At 30.7% G+C, this 19,240-nt stretch carries 20 protein-coding genes, 8 tRNA genes and 1 riboswitch; of the genes, 17 read left to right on the top strand and 11 right to left on the bottom strand.

Annotation, left to right across the window (positions count from 1 at the left end):
* Nucleotides 1-3 precede the first annotated feature (3 nt).
* Nucleotides 4-1,782, bottom strand: a complete 1,779-nt coding sequence (locus tag BN1865_RS00315) for an ABC transporter ATP-binding protein/permease (protein ID WP_050635279.1) — start codon at nt 1,780-1,782, stop codon at nt 4-6.
* Between the two features lie 40 nt (nt 1,783-1,822).
* Between BN1865_RS00315 and BN1865_RS00310 the strand changes: the two genes are divergently transcribed.
* Nucleotides 1,823-2,755 (top strand): tRNA modification radical SAM protein MnmL/YtqA, encoded by a 933-nt coding sequence (locus tag BN1865_RS00310; protein WP_050635278.1) that lies wholly within the window; start codon nt 1,823-1,825, stop codon nt 2,753-2,755.
* A 29-nt stretch (nt 2,756-2,784) separates the two neighbouring features.
* Here the strand turns inward: BN1865_RS00310 and hpf are convergent, their stop codons facing one another.
* From hpf to BN1865_RS00290, 5 genes are all read right to left on the bottom strand, one after another.
* Nucleotides 2,785-3,315 (bottom strand): ribosome hibernation-promoting factor, HPF/YfiA family, encoded by a 531-nt coding sequence (gene hpf / locus BN1865_RS00305; RefSeq protein WP_050635277.1) that lies wholly within the window; start codon nt 3,313-3,315, stop codon nt 2,785-2,787.
* A gap of 92 nt (nt 3,316-3,407) precedes the next feature.
* Nucleotides 3,408-4,550: a methionine adenosyltransferase gene (gene metK, locus BN1865_RS00300; protein WP_050635276.1), complete on the bottom strand. Its 1,143-nt coding sequence runs from the start codon at nt 4,548-4,550 to the stop codon at nt 3,408-3,410.
* 55 nt (nt 4,551-4,605) lie between these two features.
* Nucleotides 4,606-4,702: riboswitch (SAM riboswitch) on the bottom strand.
* A 6-nt stretch (nt 4,703-4,708) separates the two neighbouring features.
* Complete coding sequence (locus tag BN1865_RS18655; protein ID WP_232780283.1) at nt 4,709-4,834, bottom strand: flagellar transcriptional regulator FlhC; 126 nt, start codon at nt 4,832-4,834, stop codon at nt 4,709-4,711.
* Between the two features lie 154 nt (nt 4,835-4,988).
* Entirely contained in the window at nt 4,989-5,405 is a 417-nt protein-coding gene (mscL, locus tag BN1865_RS00295) for a large-conductance mechanosensitive channel protein MscL (protein ID WP_050635275.1), read from the bottom strand.
* Nucleotides 5,405-5,629 (bottom strand): NifU family protein, encoded by a 225-nt coding sequence (locus tag BN1865_RS00290; RefSeq protein WP_050635274.1) that lies wholly within the window; start codon nt 5,627-5,629, stop codon nt 5,405-5,407. The genes mscL and BN1865_RS00290 overlap by 1 nt, the downstream gene beginning before the upstream one ends.
* Nucleotides 5,630-5,754: 125 nt before the next feature.
* Between BN1865_RS00290 and BN1865_RS00285 the strand changes: the two genes are divergently transcribed.
* Complete coding sequence (locus tag BN1865_RS00285; RefSeq protein ID WP_050635273.1) at nt 5,755-6,129, top strand: CvfD/Ygs/GSP13 family RNA-binding post-transcriptional regulator; 375 nt, start codon at nt 5,755-5,757, stop codon at nt 6,127-6,129.
* The gene (locus tag BN1865_RS00280; protein WP_050635272.1) at nt 6,129-7,412 is read left to right on the top strand and encodes a glucose-6-phosphate isomerase; all 1,284 of its coding nucleotides are present in this window, start codon (nt 6,129-6,131) and stop codon (nt 7,410-7,412) included. Before BN1865_RS00285 ends, BN1865_RS00280 begins: the two co-directional genes overlap by 1 nt.
* 11 nt (nt 7,413-7,423) lie before the next feature.
* Here BN1865_RS00280 and BN1865_RS00275 read toward each other — a convergent pair whose 3' ends face one another.
* Complete coding sequence (locus tag BN1865_RS00275) at nt 7,424-7,696, bottom strand: hypothetical protein (protein ID WP_050635271.1); 273 nt, start codon at nt 7,694-7,696, stop codon at nt 7,424-7,426.
* A gap of 313 nt (nt 7,697-8,009) precedes the next feature.
* Between BN1865_RS00275 and BN1865_RS00270 the strand changes: the two genes are divergently transcribed.
* From BN1865_RS00270 to BN1865_RS00235, 8 genes are all read left to right on the top strand, one after another.
* Nucleotides 8,010-9,536 (top strand): sensor domain-containing diguanylate cyclase, encoded by a 1,527-nt coding sequence (locus tag BN1865_RS00270; RefSeq protein ID WP_050635270.1) that lies wholly within the window; start codon nt 8,010-8,012, stop codon nt 9,534-9,536.
* Nucleotides 9,537-9,547: 11 nt separating this feature from the next.
* Complete coding sequence (locus BN1865_RS00265; protein ID WP_050635269.1) at nt 9,548-10,834, top strand: hypothetical protein; 1,287 nt, start codon at nt 9,548-9,550, stop codon at nt 10,832-10,834.
* An 85-nt stretch (nt 10,835-10,919) separates the two neighbouring features.
* A tRNA-Val gene (locus tag BN1865_RS00260) sits at nt 10,920-10,995 on the top strand.
* Nucleotides 10,996-10,997: 2 nt separating this feature from the next.
* Nucleotides 10,998-11,073: transfer RNA gene (locus BN1865_RS00255), tRNA-Thr, on the top strand.
* Nucleotides 11,074-11,079: 6 nt separating this feature from the next.
* Nucleotides 11,080-11,163: transfer RNA gene (locus tag BN1865_RS00250), tRNA-Tyr, on the top strand.
* 9 nt (nt 11,164-11,172) lie between these two features.
* Nucleotides 11,173-11,248, top strand: a tRNA-Gln gene (locus BN1865_RS00245).
* A gap of 10 nt (nt 11,249-11,258) precedes the next feature.
* Nucleotides 11,259-11,334: transfer RNA gene (locus BN1865_RS00240), tRNA-Lys, on the top strand.
* 7 nt (nt 11,335-11,341) lie between these two features.
* Nucleotides 11,342-11,415: transfer RNA gene (locus tag BN1865_RS00235), tRNA-Gly, on the top strand.
* 98 nt (nt 11,416-11,513) lie between these two features.
* On the opposite strand, the gene BN1865_RS00230 is transcribed toward BN1865_RS00235, so the two are convergent.
* The 3 genes from BN1865_RS00230 to BN1865_RS00220 are packed head-to-tail and all read right to left on the bottom strand — an operon-like array spanning nt 11,514 to nt 14,156.
* Entirely contained in the window at nt 11,514-12,458 is a 945-nt protein-coding gene (locus tag BN1865_RS00230) for an ABC transporter permease (RefSeq protein WP_050635268.1), read from the bottom strand.
* Nucleotides 12,459-12,471: 13 nt separating this feature from the next.
* A complete protein-coding gene (locus BN1865_RS00225) occupies nt 12,472-13,215 on the bottom strand; it encodes an ABC transporter permease (RefSeq protein WP_050635267.1) in 744 nt (247 codons plus the stop codon).
* 2 nt (nt 13,216-13,217) lie between these two features.
* Nucleotides 13,218-14,156, bottom strand: coding sequence for an ABC transporter ATP-binding protein (locus BN1865_RS00220; RefSeq protein WP_050635266.1), 939 nt, complete (start codon nt 14,154-14,156; stop codon nt 13,218-13,220).
* A 183-nt stretch (nt 14,157-14,339) separates the two neighbouring features.
* Between BN1865_RS00220 and BN1865_RS00215 the strand changes: the two genes are divergently transcribed.
* The 6 genes from BN1865_RS00215 to BN1865_RS00190 all read left to right on the top strand — a co-directional run bounded on the left by BN1865_RS00215 (nt 14,340) and on the right by BN1865_RS00190 (nt 18,228).
* Nucleotides 14,340-14,413, top strand: a tRNA-Gly gene (locus BN1865_RS00215).
* Nucleotides 14,414-14,524: 111 nt separating this feature from the next.
* Complete coding sequence (locus BN1865_RS00210) at nt 14,525-15,184, top strand: response regulator transcription factor (protein ID WP_050635265.1); 660 nt, start codon at nt 14,525-14,527, stop codon at nt 15,182-15,184.
* The gene (locus tag BN1865_RS00205) at nt 15,181-16,611 is read left to right on the top strand and encodes a sensor histidine kinase (RefSeq protein WP_050635264.1); all 1,431 of its coding nucleotides are present in this window, start codon (nt 15,181-15,183) and stop codon (nt 16,609-16,611) included. Before BN1865_RS00210 ends, BN1865_RS00205 begins: the two co-directional genes overlap by 4 nt.
* Entirely contained in the window at nt 16,598-17,266 is a 669-nt protein-coding gene (locus BN1865_RS00200) for a hypothetical protein (protein WP_050635263.1), read from the top strand. The genes BN1865_RS00205 and BN1865_RS00200 overlap by 14 nt, the downstream gene beginning before the upstream one ends.
* An 88-nt stretch (nt 17,267-17,354) precedes the next feature.
* Nucleotides 17,355-18,077, top strand: a complete 723-nt coding sequence (locus BN1865_RS00195; protein ID WP_050635262.1) for a M15 family metallopeptidase — start codon at nt 17,355-17,357, stop codon at nt 18,075-18,077.
* A 77-nt stretch (nt 18,078-18,154) separates the two neighbouring features.
* Nucleotides 18,155-18,228, top strand: a tRNA-Gly gene (locus tag BN1865_RS00190).
* A gap of 32 nt (nt 18,229-18,260) precedes the next feature.
* Here BN1865_RS00190 and BN1865_RS00185 read toward each other — a convergent pair.
* On the bottom strand, nt 18,261-19,208 hold the full coding sequence (locus BN1865_RS00185; protein ID WP_050635261.1) for a reverse transcriptase family protein: 948 nt from the start codon (nt 19,206-19,208) through the stop codon (nt 18,261-18,263).
* Nucleotides 19,209-19,240 lie beyond the last annotated feature (32 nt).

Below are 19,240 nucleotides of genomic sequence, written 5' to 3'. Positions count from 1 at the left end.
CTACTATTCCTCCCTTAAAACATCTATCACTGAAGTCTGCATCATTTTCTTCATAGGAATCAAACTTCCTAACATTGTCATCAACATATAACTCAAAATAATAATGCCATATAAATCATAAACATGAAACACCACTTTTTTTAAAACCAAATGCATATGAAAATATTGTGATATCTGATAAACATCATTGAGATAATAATAAGTGAATATAGATAACAGACAGCCACCAACGCCCATTATCATCCCCATAAATAATGCTTCCATAAAAGAAAGTGAAAACAATCGCTTTTGACTCATACCTAGTGATAATAAGTAAGCAACATCATGTTGACGTTCTAAATAAATAATGGATTCAACAATAGCAATTAAAAGCAATGAAATAAAAAAACTCACCCCTATAAAAAGAGAAGCAATCCATTGGGCTAAAGAAAGTAAAGACTGATAATTATCGACTCTTTCAATCACATCACTATAAACATGATAATCCTTAACAAGCTTTTGATAAAGTTCTCTTGCATGTGTTGATTTCGCTTCAATTGATAAAGAAGCCTTGTTGGTAAGTTCCCATTCTTCCCCTAAAGATGACGCACAATAAATTTCTTCAACCGCAAAAAAATCATTTCTTAAAACACCTACAACTTTCATATCCATCATTTGTTGCTGATAAGTCAACTGTAAAGATTTATTCTGATGAATAGTCTGATATAAGGGATAAGAGATAATAATTTCATCTTTTGATTGTGGCAAGCGTCCTTCTTGTAATTGAATATGCTGAGTCTGTAATGGTAAATAATGAACAAGACATGATAATGATTGTTGCTTAAAATAAACAGATACTTGTTCTAAACGTGATTCATAATCTGCATGATAAATCAAAGGATCATTTAGCAGTTCATCAAAGAATTGACCATCACGTTTTTCCACACTCATCATATTGACTCCAACAGACTGCCATTCGCTTTCACTAATTGCATCAAATACACCATTCATTGCGGTCACAATAAGAAAAAAAGCCACAATAACAATCCATTGAAATAAAAAAAGAAACACTAATTTGTTTCTTTGGTGAAGCAGTTGTTGAATTGGATAATATAGGAGGGAATAGTAACGAGTTTGAATAGGCTGAAAGGCTAATGGAGGCATTTTGACAATACGCCCTTTTAGTTTTCCGTCTTTTAAAGTCAATATTGAATCACAATAAGTTTTTAACAATTGGGGATCATGGGAAACCACAATAACGAGTGAAGAGTGTGATAATTTCTGTAATTGGTGCATGACTTCATGCGATTGCTGTAAGTGCAGTGAACCTGTTGGTTCGTCTGCTAATACCAGTGATGATTGCTTTAATAAAGCTTTCGCAATAGAGGCACGTTTTAATTGTCCACCTGATAGCTGTGATGGATATCTTGATAATAAAGTATCAATTTCTAATTGTTTTGTTATTTTCTCAAAACGACTGGCATCATATCCTTTATAACTCACTTGACAGGGCAAAAGAATATTTTCTTTTAATGTTAAAGATTCTATCATATCATTATTTTGCATCATATAAGAAACATGATGACGAATAAAATCATCATAGTGAGTTATAATCTCCCCATTAAAAAAGATCTCTCCTTCATAATCTCTATCTAGCATTCCTAAAATGTAAAGCAACGTACTTTTCCCACAGCCACTTTCTCCAACAATCCCAATCATTCCTGTATCTGGTAAAATTATTGAAAGATCATCTAAAATCACACGATCTTCAAATTTTTTGAAAATATGCTTTAATTCTAACATTGTTTTCTCCTTTATGTTATAATCACTCATGGTGATAAAAATGAATCAATTTCCATATTCTTTTGATAACAAGCGTTATCATACTTATAACTACTTTTTAAAAAATAAATATCAGCAAAAAATTGCCAAAGTTTCCCTCAATGCTGGCTTTACTTGTCCCAATCGTGATGGAACAAGTGGCAAAGGTGGATGTATTTTTTGTTCTGATAAAGGTTCTGGTGATTTTGCTGGAAACATTTATGATTCCCTGCAAAAACAATTTTTAGATGTTTCATCAATCATGCGACAAAAATGGCCGCAATGCCAATTTATTGCCTATTTTCAAGCCAATACCAATACCTATGCTGATATTGAACGTTTAAGAAAAACTTTTGAACCTTTTATTAACTATCCTGAGGTTGTAGGGATTGCTATTGCAACCCGTCCTGACTGTTTAAGTGAAGAGGTTTGTGATTACCTTTATGAACTCTCTTTAAAATGTGATCTTTATATAGAACTAGGACTTCAAACAATCCATGATACGACTGCTCAATTGATTAATCGTGGTCACAATTATCAAACATTTCTTGACGGATTATCACGCTTAAGAAAACGTAATATAGATGTCTGTGTTCATATTATTAATGGTTTACCCTACGAAACTTATGATATGATGTTAGAGACAGCAAAAGCTGTTGGACAATTAGATATACAAGGTCTAAAGATACATAATCTCTTTATGTTAAAGAATACAGCTCTTCATCAGATGTATCTTCAAAAACCTTTTCCTTTGATGAGTAGAGAAACTTATATTTCTTTGGTTGTGGAACAATTATCCTATATTCCATCTCATGTTGTCATTGAACGCTTAACTGGTGATGCTCCTATCAATGATTTAGTTGAACCACTCTGGTCTATAAAAAAGGTAACAATATTAAATGATATTGATAAATTAATGAAAGAAAAAGACATCTATCAAGGATGTCTTTTATAAGAAAAAAGGCTCCATTTGGAGTCTTTTCACTATTCAGTTTCAATTAAACCATAATCTCCAGCATGTCTCTTATAGACAACACTAATAAGATTTGTTTCTGTATCCTTATAAACAAAGAATGAATGTCCAATTAATTCCATTTGCATGATAGCTTCTTCCATATCCATAGGTTTTGGACTAATTGTCTTTGTTTTCACGATAACATCTTCTTCTTCATTTTCTAATGGTTCAATAGAAGATACGTTCAATGCGAGTTTATTATCTTTAGATTTTCTACTTAATCTCGTCTTATACTTTCTAATTTGTCCTTCTAATTTGTCAATGACTAGGTCAATTGCATTATAAAGATCTTCATCAATAACTTCTGCTCTTAATAATACATATTCTGTTGGAATAGTCACTTCGATTTTTTGACCAACTGGATAAGTTCTGATTAAAACTTTGGCTTCAACATTATCACTCATGATAAAATACTTATCTAACATATTTAACTTTTTGTTGACTTTTGTTTCAATCCCTTCAGTTAGTTCAATATTTTTTCCTCTAATAATGACTTTCATAAATATTCCTCCTTTGATAATTATATTATACATTAAATTTGTGTAAATTACACTCATTTGATGTAAAAAAGTCAAAAAGCTCCGATGGGAGCTTATAAATATTTTTTTAAATTTTCTACTTTATCTAATTTCTCCCAAGGAAGATCTAAATCCCCTCTTCCAAAATGTCCATAGACAGCTGTTTTAGAATAGATTGGTCTTAACAATTGAAGAGTATCAATGATACCTTGTGGTGTTAAATTAAACTCAGCTTGAATAGCCTGTAAAATCATATCTTTAGAAATTTTTTCAGTTCCATATGTTTCAATATAGATACTTGTTGGTTCTTTAACTCCAATTGCATAAGACAATTGAATTTCAATACGCTCACAAAGCCCAGCAGCAACAATATTCTTAGCCATATATCTTGCCATATAAGCAGCACTTCTATCAACCTTTGATGGATCTTTACCAGAAAAGGCACCTCCACCATGTCGTGCTGTACCACCATATGTATCAACAATAATCTTACGTCCAGTTAATCCAGTATCTCCATGAGGTCCACCAATAACAAAGCGTCCTGTAGGATTAATATAAACTTTATAATCAGTATTCATATTATACTTTTTCACAACATCTTTCATAATCACGTTTTGAATGTAATCTTTAAATTGCAATTCATCAAAATCATCATCATGTTGGATTGACATAAGAATTGTTTCTATCTTTGGATTTTGTAAATCACTATAATCCACAGTTACTTGTGATTTCATATCAGGACGTGCCCATTTGAACTCACCAGCATGTCTTTTTTCTGTTGCATAACGAACAAGATGATGAGCAATCGAAACTGGTAAAGGCATATATCCTTCTGTTTCGTTACAAGCATAACCAAACATAATGCCCTGATCACCTGCGCCACCAACTTCCACATTCGTTCCTAAAGCAATATCAGCTGATTGTGTATCCATGACAACTTCAACACGGCAATTTTTGGCATCAATACCTACATCATTACTTGTATAACCGATGTTTTTTAAAACATCTCTTGCTATTTTTTCATAATCAACTTTTGCATGTGTTGTAATTTCCCCACCAATGACTAACAAATTGGTTGTTGTAAAACATTCACAGGCAACTCTTGAATAAGGGTCCTGAGCTAAACATGCATCCAAAATAGCATCACTAATTTGATCACAGACTTTGTCTGGATGTCCTTCTGAAACAGATTCAGATGTAAATAAAATCTTTTCCATTTTTCTTTCCTCCCGCATTCAATAAAAAAAGCTTTCAAGAGGAAAGCTTTCTTTCCTCTTATTGTTCAAGTAAACTTGCTAGGTAAGGGCACCTTCTTTGAAAAGGGTTGCCACCACATCATCGATCCTCATCTCGTGGTTCTGAATAAGAGCTTCTATTATTGATATAATTTTGTAAGTTCTTCATGACTCAATGAAGTCATTGCTTCAATAAGTTCCATTTCTAAACCTAAGTCATAAAGAATGGCAGCAATTTTAAACTGCTCCTGCTTTCTTGTATTCATAATATCACCTTTATTAGTTTAACCTAATTAAGAAGACATTATTCTACAAATAAAGACTTTTCATATTATATGTGAAACACACCTATAAATCAAGGGATATTTTCACATATAAATATTATAGCACATATTTCTTAATATTTTTCTCAAATTTGTCTCAATTTTTATTTTCTTTTAATAAATCCCTAATTTCTACGAGAAGTTCCTCAGTTGTTGGACCTTTTTCTTCCATCTTTTCTTCTTCCTGTTTTTGACGTAAAGAAGAAAGTTTTAACATCAACTTCAACATCATAAAAATAACAAAAGCAATAATGAAAAAATCAATGACATTTTGTAAAAATTGCCCATACATTAAAGAAATTCCTTCACTTCCATTCACAGGTTCTTTTAATACAAGTGATAGATTTTTAAAATCTGTAGCTCCAACTAATAATGTAATCACTGGCATAATAATATCATTAACTAAAGAAGTAACAATTTTTCCAAAAGCACCACCGATAATGACACCTACAGCCATATCTAAAACATTTCCCTTAATAGCAAATTCTTTAAATTCAGCAATAAACTTCTTCATTAGATAGCCTGTACCTCTAAAACCCCTGGAACTTCTTCAATTAAAATCTGTTCTACACCATCTTTAAGCGTTGCATCTAACATCGTACACCCTGCACAGGCACCATGCATTTGAACATAAACAATTCCATCTTCAAATTTAATAAATTCAATATCGCCACCATCTCTTTGTAAATATGGTCTTAATTTATGGATAACCTTTTTGATTTCTTCTTCTAAATTCATCCTTCATTCCTCCTTGCATTTTTCATATTATACCATATTTTTTAAAATATAAAAGTATCGTGACCTTTTTTCGCTTTATTGTGAATTCATAATGTGATATAATCTCATTGATTGGAGGGCTGTTAATGGAATATCGCGTCAAAACCGGTGATATAATTGATGTGACCATTACTGGAATTCAACCTTATGGTGCATTTGCATCTTTACCTGATCATTCTTCTGGATTGATACATATTTCAGAAATTTCTGATAAGTTTGTCAGAAGTGTTGAAAGTTTTGTCCATGTGGGCGAAGTCATCCGAGTGAAGGTCATTGATATAGATGAAAAAAGTCATCAAGCTAAACTTTCTTTAAAAGCTGTACATAGTGCTAAAAGAAAGTATAAAAGAGCTTATAAAAATCAAAGGGAAAAGATACAGGAAACACCTTTAGGATTTAATCCGTTAAAAGAAAAATTGCCTGAGTGGATTGCTCAAGGCATTACAGAGGAGGAAGAATGATGATTAAAGTTGATTTATCACAAGCAAAATTAACTGAAAGTATGGATTCATACAAGGAACAAGTAGCAACTATTCATGATATGATCCATAACAAAACTGGTAAAGGAAATGATTTTTTAGGATGGGTAGATCTCCCTGTTGCATATGACAAAGATGAAGTCAAAGCAATTTTAAAAAAAGCTGAAGAACTTAAAGATGAAATTGACGTTTTATTAGTTTGTGGTATTGGTGGTTCTTATTTAGGTGCAAGAGCTGCAATTGAAGCATTAAATGGTTTATTCCCTACAAATAGTGTTCAAATTATTTATGTTGGAAATACATTCTCATCTCATTATTTATCTCAAGTGAAAGAGTATGTGAAAGATAAAGAATTTGCTATTAATGTCATTTCTAAATCTGGAACAACAACTGAAACATCAATTGCATTTAGAATCTTTAAAGATTTACTTGAAACAACAAAAGGAAAAGAAGTTGCTAGAAAAAGAATTGTTGCAACAACTGATAAAGCAAAAGGTGCTTTAAAAACATTAGCAACAAATGAAGGATATACAACATTTGTTGTTCCTGATGATGTTGGAGGACGTTATTCAGTTTTAACAGCAGTTGGTTTATTCCCAATTGCAATGGCTGGAATTGATATTGAAGCTATGTTAAAAGGAGCAGCTGATGCAAGAGATGCTTATAACAATCCTAACTTAGATGAAAATGCTGCTTATCAATATGGTGTTGCAAGACAAATGTTATCAAAACAAGGATATCCTGCTGAAATGTTTGTCACTTATGAATTACAACTTGCAATGACTGCTGAATGGTGGAAACAATTATTTGGTGAATCTGAAGGAAAAGAAGGAAAAGGTATTTTACCAACAAGTGCAACTTTCTCAACTGATTTACATTCATTAGGACAATTTATCCAAGAAGGAACAAAAGTCTTATATGAAACAGTTTTAAAAATCCAAAAACCAATGTCTGATCTAGAAATTCCTAGTGATAAAGATAATTTAGATAATTTAAATTATTTAGCTGGAAAAACTGTTGATTATGTTAATAAAAAAGCATGTGAAGGAACAATTGATGCACATGTCAATACAGGTGGAGTTCCAAATATTCAAATTACATTAGATGAATTAACTCCATATTCATTTGGTTATATGGTTTATTTCTTTGAAAAAGCTTGTGCAATGTCAGTATACTTATTGGATGTCAATCCATTTAATCAACCAGGTGTTGAAGTTTATAAAAAGAATATGTTTAAATTATTAGGAAAACCTGGGGTTGAATAAATAAAAAAGCATTATCTTGAAAAAGATGATGCTTTTTGATTGAGCTTTTCTAATATATCCTGCTTAATATCTTGTGCAGTTTTTAAACTGCATTTTTTCTTTAATAAATAATTATACAATTCATTCCATTGTTCAAAAGAATAGGCTTCGACTGATAATCCATGAACAACTTTGATAATTTCATCGATGTATTGTTGAGATTCAACCATATGACGCAAATCAGAAATATATTGGCATTCATTTAATTGATGAATTATATCTTCAAACATATCATTATTTAACATTTTTCTGACTCTCCTTTGCTACTAATATGTACGCTAAAGTAAACGTTAAAAAACTTGTGTTTATATGGGAAAAAGTGTAAAATATTATATATAAATATACCTAAAAAGAGTTAACATAAGAGGTTTTAAATTGTTTACTTTAACAGACTTTCTATCATATCAAAGACTCCTATAAATTCGTATAATGATATCATTTCAAGAGTCATCATCATTTTTTTACATTATAAACAAAATTTCGTCATTATCCTTTTCGCATTGACGAAGTATTAAATAAATAATAAAATAATAGTAATAGATATAGGAGATAAAGAAAATGAAAAATCAACTCAATCCATTGTTCAAAATAAAATTGTATTACCGTATTTTCCTTGTCATTACCCTACTTACCTGTTTATTTGGAAATATGTATCATTCATTAGATAGTGTCTATGTAGATTCAGTTTCGCAATTGCATGATATTACAAATCATATAGAAAATAGAATTCAGTCAACCATTCATTTGTTAGAATCTATCCGTGATGATGAGATCATTGGCAATACAAATCTTTCTTTAAAAGAACGCGCTGAGAAATTAAAATTATATAGTGATAATTTTGATTATAAGATTATGGGAGTAACGGATGAAGATATTAATGTTTATTCATCTAACGGCAAAGCAGGTAATCTTGCAAGAAGAACTTTCATGCAAGATTTATATTCATCTGGTAAGGTTCAAATTACTGATATTTATAGTGCTGGAGAAAATGGTTCGTTACTCATATATACAGTTGCTGTACCTATTTTTAAAGATGATAAAGTGGTTGGAAGTGTTTGGGCTTCGCTTGCTCAAGATGAATTAGAACAAACAATTGAAGAATATGTAGGTGAACATGCACTTAAAGATTTTGTTATTTTTGGTAGTCAAAATACAGTTTTGGCTTCATCAGAAGAAGGAACATATGATATTGGACTTGATGAATTAAATCAAGGTTCTACTTTATTTGGTGAAAATATTAAGGTTGTTGGTCAAAATTTAAAAAACGGGACTGCCGGTCACTATTATGGATTGAAAAGTGGTACACTTTGGTATGTAAATTATAAACCAATTGCTAATACATCATGGTCTATTATGTATCGTGGTAATATTTTTGCACAAATGATGACACATTTTAGTAGTTTAATTGTTCAGTTATTTATTCTTGGTATTGGTGGTGTCATTGTTGATATATTAATAAAGAAAATTTTACAAAAAAATCTTTCTTCATGGGAAAATACAATTGCTTCTATTCAGGCAATGAATTCTAAAATTCATGGTGATGAAACTGAAATAGATACTCAAAATATTTTGGATATTACTAGTCAGGGATTAATTGATTCATTAACTGGTACAGCAACGAGAACGGTATTTGCAAATTCAATTGCAGGAAAAATTTCAGCAATTGATTCAAACAAATATTCTATCTTATGTTTTATTGATTTAGATAATTTAAAATATTTAAATGATACTTTTGGACATGAATATGGGGATACTGCTCTATCAAATATTGGTTTTTGTTTACGTAAATTTGAAAAAATATATGATGGTATTGCAACACGTTATGGTGGTGATGAATTCTTATTATTTATTCCAAACTTAAAAACAAGAGAAGAAATAGAGAAAATTCTACAAGCACTTATTTCTCAATTAAATACAGAATTAACTATCGACAATCAGCCATATCAAGTTCATTGTAGTATTGGTGCTTCTCTTTGTGTAAAAGAAGTAGATACTGTTAAAGACTTAATTGCTAAAGCTGATAAAGCTTTATATAAAGCAAAACATCGTGGAAAAAATACTTATTGTATTTTTGATGAAATGTAGAGGTACAAGAGATGATAAACAGATTAGAAAAATACTTTTTTGTTGGATTGATTATTGTTTGTTTTCTTTTGTCTTTGCTAGTTGGTTTTCAATTAGATAGTCATTACACAAAAGTACAAAAAAATAATGCGAAAGCCTTATTAACAAGTTATTGTGAACTTATTGAAGATAAGTTAAAGAGTGTCTATAATTATACAGATCAATTTAGTGGTTATATTCAATCAAACCCTCAAGCTGATATCAAATCAACACCAATATATAAAGAAATTATGGCAAAAGAGGAAGTGATGGATATCATTATCAAAACAAAAGAACAAGTCAAACTGTCTGGTTCTTCTGCTAAGGCTGGAAATTTAGATAAAGATTATCCCTATCGATTAGCTGTTTTAAGAAAAGAACTTATTACTTATGGTCCTATTAAACATGATAGCTATGATAAAGATATTTTAATTTCTATTTTACCTATTTATCATAATAATGAATTAATCTGTTGTGTCGCTATTATATTAGATGCACAGCAAATTATTGATCAACTAGATATTGATATCCTATCTCAAAATTTAGATTATGATTATCAGTTATGGACTGTGTCAGCAGAAACAGGACATAAATTAGTTTTAGCAACATCAAATGAAAAAGCAGATTATTTAAATGTTGTTGAGGAAAGTTTTGAAATGCCTGCAAAATGGTCATTGCTTGTAAAACCTAAAACAAATTGGGGAATTTCTATTTGGCCTATTGTTTTTGTTGGTACACTTATGGGAATCTTTATAGCAAGACTTCTCTATCTGCATTTAATAAGCAAAAAGGAAAAGGAAGAACTTGCGTATTTTGAAAGAATTGATAGAGAGACACAGTTTTTGAATTTATATGGTCTTTTAGAACATCTTCAAAAAAATCTTTCTCAAAATACTGAGATGACAATATTTATAGTTGAAACAATTCATGCACATAAAATATACAATATGTTAGATGTTAATTTACGTGATGAATGGACAAACAATTTTATATTAACTTTGAAAAAATATGCTAAAAATAAAACTGTTGTAGCAAGAATTCAAGAGTCTATGTTTGCTATTGTCTATGAGGAATATTTTGATGAAAAACAAATTCTTGATATCCAAAGAGAATTAGAAATCGATATTATACAGTCTGTCATCATTGATGATACAAGAATGACATTACAGCCAGTTATCAAATATTTTCATTGCACTCAAGTAACAAATATTGAGAAAAAATTGCTGAGATACAAAAAGAGATTTGGCAACAATTATAAACAAGTCTATTTAAACATTTAAAGAAGCATTTTTGCTTCTTTTTTTGTCATTTTTTTCTTGACTGAAAATATGTCCTATGGTATTATAAGTAAGCACTAAGAAAAATGGAGGTTTAGCTCAGTTGGGAGAGCATCTGCCTTACAAGCAGAGGGTCAGCGGTTCGAGCCCGTTAACCTCCACCATTGCCGGCTTAGCTCAATTGGTAGAGCAACTGACTTGTAATCAGTAGGTTGAGGGTTCAAGTCCTTTAGCCGGCACCATGTTTTGGGGAGGTAGCGAAGTGGCTAAACGCGGCTGACTGTAACTCAGTTCCTTTCGGTTCGGTGGTTCGAATCCGCCCCTCCCCACCATTTTTTTATTGGGATATAGCCAAGCGGTAAGGCAACAGACTTTGACTCTGTCATCTCCCTGGTTCGAATCCAGGTATCCCAGCCAATTTATATTTGACCCGCTAGCTCAGTCGGTAGAGCATCTGACTTTTAATCAGAGGGTCAGGCGTTCGAGTCGCCTGCGGGTCACCATTCATATGCGGGTGTAGTTCAATGGTAGAACTTCAGCCTTCCAAGCTGACTACGTGGGTTCGATTCCCATCACCCGCTCCAATATGAGACAAACTTCCTCAAAACGAGGAAGTTTTTTTACATATAAAAGTATTTTATTTTTGAAATAAAATACTGATGTTATACAACGAATATTATCTTTATGACATTCTTCTTTTTTCAACAACTACCCCTATCCATATCATAATAAGTGATAAGACAATCACATAGACAATTCCTAATATTGGTATAGCTGTTCCATTTTCTAAAGCATTCAATAACAACATCATTTGTCTTTGAGGTAATATTTGAATAATATGATTAAATATTTCATTATGAGTCACTTCAACAAATCCACCAGATACCACAGTCGCCACTATAGCAAACATATTTCCAAACATCATGCTTTCTTCTAAAGTCTGTGATAAAGCATTAATCCACAATCCAAACGAAGCAGCAAAGAAACATAACAGAAAAAGAATCAATGAAAATTCCCATAATGCTATTGAAAGTGTGATATGCAATAAGATCATAGCGCCCAAAAGAATTATAAATGCTGGTAAAAATAGAAAACATAAAACCACAATAAGATGACTTAGCATATATTGATGATAGCGAATTGATGTCGCAAGTATTCGTTTATCAATGCTATTTCTTTCATCAAAATAGTAAACATAAATTTGAACCCCCAATAGTGAAACAACCATCATTAAAAAGCCAATAATTTGTGTTGCATTTCCTCGTTCGTCAGTTTTTAAAGAAGTGGATGTGGCTTCACCATTGATTATTGATGAAACCATTTGATTAAACTCTTCTCCTTTGGTAGATATAACTTTTATATCTTGATTTTCCCAAACTACAATAGCATCATATTGATTAAGAACCATTTGAGATGTTTTTGGTATTTCATCTAAATACGTATATTGAATATATTCATTTTCTATCATATGCATATTTCCAACAATACCAATACGCATATTCTCAGAAACATGATTTGTAAAATATATAGCCATTCCCATAACAAGGGGTATTAAAATAAGGTAAACTGTTAAATTTGCTTTATTATGAATAATTCGATATAAAACAAAACGAGTATGTTTAAACATGTTTCTTTCCCTCCTAAATATAATTTTCTGGTTGATAATTCTTATGAACAATCCCAAGTAAAAGTAATGATAGAATCAATAAACCAGCCATAATCCACCAATAATAGGCACTACCACCGTCATATATCAATTGAAATAAACAATCAATAGTCCATTTAATTGGTGAAAATTCTGCAATTCTTTCAAAGAAAACACCTAAACTTGCAATGGGAAAGAATATTCCTGATAGTAAACCTAATACAGACATAGAATTTGATAAAATAATATTTGTTATTTCTTCACTACGAATACTGACACAAATAGCACTACTCAATAAAACCAAAAACAAAATAAAAATAATCATTAATAAAATAACATAACCTATATTTTCTCCACCAAAATTCACAAAAGAAGTCATTTCAAACACAATAATATTCAAAGAAAAACAAACACTCATCACAAAAAAACAAACAATAATTTTAGAACCATAAATAGCCTCGCGTGAAACAGGACTATAAAAAATTCTTGTATTCCCACTTTTAATTTTCTTTTCTAAAAAAACATTTGCTGGAACAGTGGAAGACATCATTGCAATATAAAATAACATTGTTACACCATAAAAATCATATGAACTCAGCAATGATGTATGATAAAGATCTTCAAATAAAAAACCCATTAAGGAAATAAGAACAAAGGGAAAAATCAAGAAAATAGATAACGTACTTGGACTCGCAATTAAGCGAAAAAACTCATGTTTTAATAAAATCCAAATTTTCATAATCAATCCCTTAACTTCTTTCCAGTTAATGTTAAAAAGACCATTTCTAAATTTCCCTCTTCTGTTTCCATTTTCTGAATATGATATCCCTCTTCTACAAAAAATAAAATAATTTTATCTAAAACATCCCATTTTTTTGATACAGTTATTTTTAATGAATTTTTCTGTATTTCGACTTGTTGCACTCCTTTTATAGATAAAAGTTTTTCAACAATATCTTCCTGTGTCTTTTCAACAAAGAAAGTATATATCAAAGTATCTTTATAGATATCCAACAATTCTTTCAATGTCCCTTCTGCAATCTTTACCCCCTTATCCATAATCACAATCCGATCGGCAATTTCTTCAACCTCTTCCATATAATGAGTTGTATAAATAATAGTCGTTCCTTGATCTCTCAATATCTTTAATGAAGATAGAATATGATTTCTTGATTGTGGATCAATGCCTACTGTAGGTTCATCCAAAATCAGCAATTGAGGTTGATGAGCGATAGCACAAGCAATATTCAATCTCCTTTTCATACCTCCACTAAAGGTTTTTGGTAACTCATCCTTTTTATCTAACAAACCAACAAATGATAATGCTTTTAAAACCTGTTCTTTTAATTCTTTCTTTTTCACACCATATAATGATGCAAAGAAGGCAACATTTCGATAAGCTGATACATCTTCATATATAGCTATCTCTTGGGGTACAATACCAAGTTGACTTTTAATTTGTTGAATATTTGATGCTAGCGATAAACCAAACATATCAATATTTCCTCCATCACTCTTTAAAAGTGTTGATAAGATACCAATCATCGTACTTTTCCCAGCACCATTTGGACCTAATAAACCAAGAATTTCTCCTTCATAAACACAAAAAGATAAATCATCAATTGCCTTATTGTCATGGTAACTTTTTTCTATATGACGTACTTCTAATATTTTTTTCATTTTCTTTTCCTCCTCACCCATACTATAAAGAAATCATCAATGATTGACTACAAACTCTACTTTCCTTTTTAGAAACTATCGGTTGCAAAGGTCAGTTGCGTTTCAATAATTTGATATTTATTTGTAAAAAAAGTATTGAAATTTATTTAAAAAAATGATAGACTAATGAAGTCTAATTGAGTTGCGGGTGTAGTTCAATGGTAGAACTTCAGCCTTCCAAGCTGACTACGTGGGTTCGATTCCCATCACCCGCTCCAATGATTACTAACACATTTACTTCATGTAAGTGTGTTTTTTGTTTATGCTTTCAAATAAGATGCAGTTATGATGCAACTTTGATATATAATAGAAACAAAGGAGAATTCTTTATGAATAAAATATTAGTTGTTGAAGATGAAAAAACAATTTCTGAACTTATAAGAATTAATTTAGTTGATAGTGGTTATGCATGTCAATGTGTATATGATGGCAAACAAGCAGCAGATTTGATAGAAAACGAAAGCTTTGATTTAATTCTGCTTGATATTATGTTACCAGTTATAGATGGCTATGAACTCATTGAATATATCAAACCTTTTGAAATTCCTGTCATTTTCTTAACAGCCAAATCAGATGTTAAAGATCGTGTTAAAGGATTGAAATTGGGTGCTGAGGACTATATTATTAAACCTTTTGAAATCATTGAACTTTTAGCTCGAGTTGAAGCGGTCCTAAGAAGATTTCATAAAACTTCTCAATTTTTAAGTGTGTATGATGTTACAATTGATACATTATCAAGAATCGTGAAAAAGAATAACCAAGTGATTAATCTCACTGTTAAAGAATATGATCTTCTTATTCTTTTTGTCCAGAATAAAAATATTGCGCTTTTTAGAGATCGTATCTATGAAAGTGTTTGGAATGAAAGTTATATGGGGGATAGTCGCACAGTTGATTTACATGTTCAAAGAATGCGAAAAAAATTAGGTCTTGAAGATAAAATCGTTCCTGTTTATAAAATCGGTTATCGTCTGGAGGAAGAATCATGAAATTCTTTTGGAAACTCTATCTCAGTATTATGTTGATAACTGTTAGTGTTTTTAGCATTGGCAGTTATTTTCTTATCCAATCAAGTTTTCATACTTCATTAGAACGAGAAATTGAAAGTGTTTATAAAGAAAATGATATTTATATTTCTTCTTTACAAAGAGAGTTTGATATTCCAATGACAGATACTCTTGATCCTTCACTTGCAATTAAAGTTATTCAAAATTCTATTGGAACAATAACTATTCAAACTTTAAGTGGTAATCTTTCATTTTGTTTAAGAGACACACAAGGTCAAATTATTTATCAAAATGGAGGTTTTAGTGATAAAAATAATTTTATAGATAAAATCAATGATCATCAAAGGGCATATAAAATTTTCAAAGAGAAAGATCAATATTCTCTCCATGCATTAAGTTCTCTTCACTTTGGTAACACGAATATATACATTCAAAATTCACATAATATCTCCTCAATTTTTCAAGCGCGTAATGACCAATATCAAACATTCCTTACTTATACCATTCTCTTATCCTGTATAAGTGCTATCGTTATTTTTTGGATTGCTAGATGGCTGACAAATCCTCTCCATAAACTTTCAATCGCAACCAAAGAAATTGCTAATGGTGATTTTATCGAAGATATTCCCATATCTAGTGAAGATGAAATAGGTCAATTTACAAAAGACTTTAATACAATGTCTAAGCGTTTAAAAGCCTCTATTGCCTCTTTACAAGATTCAGTAGAGCGCCAAGAAATCTTTGTCAGTAATTTTGCTCACGAACTCAAAACACCCTTAACATCTATGATTGGATATGGTGATATGATTCGTTCCAAAGAACTCACTCATGAACAAGTTATTACCTACGCACACGCTATTGTCCAAGAAGGAAAACGATTAGAATCTATGTCAATGAAATTAATGGATTTAATTATTTTAAAGAAAAAAGACTTTACAATGCATTCCATTTCTTCCCAAGTTTTTTTTGAAACAATAAAAGACACATTTATACCTATTACAAATCAAAAAAATATTCAGCTGATTATGAACATTGAAGAATGTAACTTATGGATTGAACCTGATTTAATGCAAACAGTTTTTTTAAATCTTTTAGATAATGCCCGTAAAGCTGTTACAGAAAATGGGCAGATTTCTATTGTTGGAAGAAAGACACCTCAGGACTATGAAATTAAAATCATTGATAATGGGTGTGGGATTGATGCAACACATCTTGATAAAGTGAGAGAAGCTTTTTATATGGTGGATAAATCTCGTTCTCGTAATGCAGGAAGTGCTGGTCTAGGATTAGCTATTACTGATCAAATCATTCAAATTCATCATGCAACAATGACAATTGATAGTGTTCTTCATCAAGGAACAATCATAACTATTCATTTAAAGAAAGGTGAAAATAATGAAAACATATAAACATATCTTTTATTTTTTCATTCCAATCTGTTTACTTATTCTCATTCCACTCACCCCTTTCGCACTTTCAAAATGGGATGATGAAAAAATACTATCATCAATTGGTATAGAAGATATAAATGAAACTTCAACGCAAACTTATCAAACAAGCCGATTAAACACTTCCCAAAAAATCAAATTATTATCCTCTTTTTATGGAGAAAATGAAGACAATATTATTCTTGTGAGTCAAAAAGAAACAAAACTTAATGCTCATATGCAAAATATCACATCACATGTTCAAGCTGAGATTAGCAAACTACAAAAACTCAATATCATTCCAAACATTGATTTTCAAAACGACTTTAATTCTTATAGTTATATAACAAGAGTTTTCAGTCATCCAACTGATCCAAAGAAATCTGTTACCATTGATATTATCACTTATTCTAGCAAAACAAGTTTTATTGACATTTGGATAGATGCACAAACACAAACTATCTATCAATATTTATTTTATACAGATGAATCTTTTATTGTTCCAAGTCAAGAAAGTGATTTCCTATTTGGACTTGAATACTTGCATATCTCTAAAGAAGATATTCAAAAATATTATTACACAATTTCAAATGAAAACAATTTTCATATAGGTATTAAAAGTTTAAAAAACAATTAATGATGCAAAGATGATGCGAAAACTTTGTAACTCTGATGTCTCCTTTTTATAAGATATTATAAAGAAAAAAGACAAAGGAGAGACAAAGATGAAATACAAACTCAAAAAATGGTGTGTTTTATTATTAACAAGTATCGGAATACTTATTTTCTGTTTTATAATTTTCCTATATATGACAAACCAAAACAAATCAACTGTACCTGCCAACAATCAAACAACTCAGCAAACGCAACTGCCTAAGCCCAAAAAAGATGAATTGTTAACACTCGTCAATTATCAGAATCAAATTCCAGATAACTGGCAAGTGGATTTAGTTCAACTCAACAATGGACAATCTATAGATAAACGTGCATATCCAGATCTTCAACAAATGATGGATGATGCAAGAGCACAGGGTCTCAGTCCTTTCATCTGTTCATCATATCGTACTCAAGCTAAACAACAAAAACTTTTTAATAATGAAGTTATGAGCTATCAGAAACAATCTTCTAGTCAGGAAGAAGCAGAAGAAAAAGCCTCTTTTTGGGTGGCAAGACCTGGTACTAGTGAACATCAAATGGGATTAGCAGTTGATATTGTCGCAACAAGTCATCAACTATTAGATGAAAGCCAAGAAAAAACTGCTGAGCAGCAATGGCTTATTGAAAATTGTTATAAATATGGTTTTATCTTACGATATCCTAATGATAAAAATCAAATCACTAAGGTTGGATATGAACCTTGGCATTATCGTTATGTTGGTAAAGAACATGCTAAAACAATAATGCAGGAAGGGATTTGTTTAGAAGAATATTTAGATAAATATTTTTAAAAAATATGTAAAAACTCTTGCATAATTTTGTTTATAATGGTATTATATACAAGCAGTAGTTGAGATGCTCTGTATATGCGGGTGTAGTTCAATGGTAGAACTTCAGCCTTCCAAGCTGACTACGTGGGTTCGATTCCCATCACCCGCTCCAATAAACAAATAACTCACACAATGTGTGAGTTTTTATTTTATCTTTTTTAAGTATTCTTGATAGGATTGAAATTCTTGATCAAGTGGATTGATTTGTAGAATATATTGGACTTGTCCATAAAGATGATGTAAATAATTTTGTGGTGATTGCTGATATTGAATAGCGGATAAATGTGATTCCAGTCCATATTTTTTCATATAATAAATCGCTTGTCTTACTTTTTTTCGATAACGACTTGATGTTTGAACTTTTTGATTCACAACTAGCCCTGTCACATTTTGTTGCTGTCCATTCCCAATAACATGAATCTTCTGATTGTTTATTTCAAGTCCTAGAGGGTAAAGAGCTTTTCTAACTCTTTGAATCACTTCACGGGGATTGAAATCACCTGAGAATGTCATATCATCAGAATATCTTGTATAACAAATATGCTTGTTTTCACACCATTCACCTATCTGTTCATCAAATTCTTTCATTACCAAATTAGATATATAAGCAGATGTAGGTGCCCCTTGTGGCAAATATCCATGATAAGTACACAGTTGTGTTAATAAATGACCAATAGATTGAGGAAAGTATGCTAATGAAAAACATGCATTATAAACATCTATAAATTGAATATGTTCAAAAAAATCTTTAATATCTAATTTAAGGATTCTTTTTTGATGAACATGTGGATATGCATTATCTTTTAATCCAATATTTTTATGATATGCTTTTGCATAAGTAGAAACACTTCTATTATTAAGAATAGTTTTTAAAATCTGTCTTTGAATTAATTTCAAATTCGTATGTGGTTGATAAATAGTTCTTAATGATCCATTTCTCTTTTTTATTTTAATTATATTATAATTTTCTTCTATTGAATTACTGATGGAATAAAGCATTTTTACTTTCTCTTTATCGGATAATTGATTATGCAGCAAATGAAGGGATAATAAAAATTCTTGAGATTGATTCTGATCCATATATTTCCACATTTTTATTTCCCTCCATTTATAAGAACAATACT

Source organism: Candidatus Stoquefichus sp. SB1 (genome assembly GCF_001244545.1).
In the GTDB taxonomy this organism is placed as follows: domain Bacteria; phylum Bacillota_I; class Bacilli_A; order Erysipelotrichales; family Coprobacillaceae; genus Stoquefichus.
Note: the sequence above shows the minus strand (reverse complement) of the source record. Positions and strands in the feature narration are given on the sequence as shown.

What these genes read in the sequence shown, in the direction of transcription:
- BN1865_RS00315 (WP_050635279.1), bottom strand. Translation starts at nt 1,782, where the DNA reads ATGTTAGAATTAAAGCATATTTTCAAAAAATTTGAAGATCGTGTGATT.
- BN1865_RS00310 (WP_050635278.1), top strand. Translation starts at nt 1,823, where the DNA reads ATGAATCAATTTCCATATTCTTTTGATAACAAGCGTTATCATACTTAT.
- hpf (WP_050635277.1), bottom strand. Translation starts at nt 3,315, where the DNA reads ATGAAAGTCATTATTAGAGGAAAAAATATTGAACTAACTGAAGGGATT.
- metK (WP_050635276.1), bottom strand. Translation starts at nt 4,550, where the DNA reads ATGGAAAAGATTTTATTTACATCTGAATCTGTTTCAGAAGGACATCCA.
- BN1865_RS18655 (WP_232780283.1), bottom strand. Translation starts at nt 4,834, where the DNA reads ATGAATACAAGAAAGCAGGAGCAGTTTAAAATTGCTGCCATTCTTTAT.
- mscL (WP_050635275.1), bottom strand. Translation starts at nt 5,405, where the DNA reads ATGAAGAAGTTTATTGCTGAATTTAAAGAATTTGCTATTAAGGGAAAT.
- BN1865_RS00290 (WP_050635274.1), bottom strand. Translation starts at nt 5,629, where the DNA reads ATGAATTTAGAAGAAGAAATCAAAAAGGTTATCCATAAATTAAGACCA.
- BN1865_RS00285 (WP_050635273.1), top strand. Translation starts at nt 5,755, where the DNA reads ATGGAATATCGCGTCAAAACCGGTGATATAATTGATGTGACCATTACT.
- BN1865_RS00280 (WP_050635272.1), top strand. Translation starts at nt 6,129, where the DNA reads ATGATTAAAGTTGATTTATCACAAGCAAAATTAACTGAAAGTATGGAT.
- BN1865_RS00275 (WP_050635271.1), bottom strand. Translation starts at nt 7,696, where the DNA reads ATGTTAAATAATGATATGTTTGAAGATATAATTCATCAATTAAATGAA.
- BN1865_RS00270 (WP_050635270.1), top strand. Translation starts at nt 8,010, where the DNA reads ATGAAAAATCAACTCAATCCATTGTTCAAAATAAAATTGTATTACCGT.
- BN1865_RS00265 (WP_050635269.1), top strand. Translation starts at nt 9,548, where the DNA reads ATGATAAACAGATTAGAAAAATACTTTTTTGTTGGATTGATTATTGTT.
- BN1865_RS00230 (WP_050635268.1), bottom strand. Translation starts at nt 12,458, where the DNA reads ATGTTTAAACATACTCGTTTTGTTTTATATCGAATTATTCATAATAAA.
- BN1865_RS00225 (WP_050635267.1), bottom strand. Translation starts at nt 13,215, where the DNA reads ATGAAAATTTGGATTTTATTAAAACATGAGTTTTTTCGCTTAATTGCG.
- BN1865_RS00220 (WP_050635266.1), bottom strand. Translation starts at nt 14,156, where the DNA reads ATGAAAAAAATATTAGAAGTACGTCATATAGAAAAAAGTTACCATGAC.
- BN1865_RS00210 (WP_050635265.1), top strand. Translation starts at nt 14,525, where the DNA reads ATGAATAAAATATTAGTTGTTGAAGATGAAAAAACAATTTCTGAACTT.
- BN1865_RS00205 (WP_050635264.1), top strand. Translation starts at nt 15,181, where the DNA reads ATGAAATTCTTTTGGAAACTCTATCTCAGTATTATGTTGATAACTGTT.
- BN1865_RS00200 (WP_050635263.1), top strand. Translation starts at nt 16,598, where the DNA reads ATGAAAACATATAAACATATCTTTTATTTTTTCATTCCAATCTGTTTA.
- BN1865_RS00195 (WP_050635262.1), top strand. Translation starts at nt 17,355, where the DNA reads ATGAAATACAAACTCAAAAAATGGTGTGTTTTATTATTAACAAGTATC.
- BN1865_RS00185 (WP_050635261.1), bottom strand. Translation starts at nt 19,208, where the DNA reads ATGTGGAAATATATGGATCAGAATCAATCTCAAGAATTTTTATTATCC.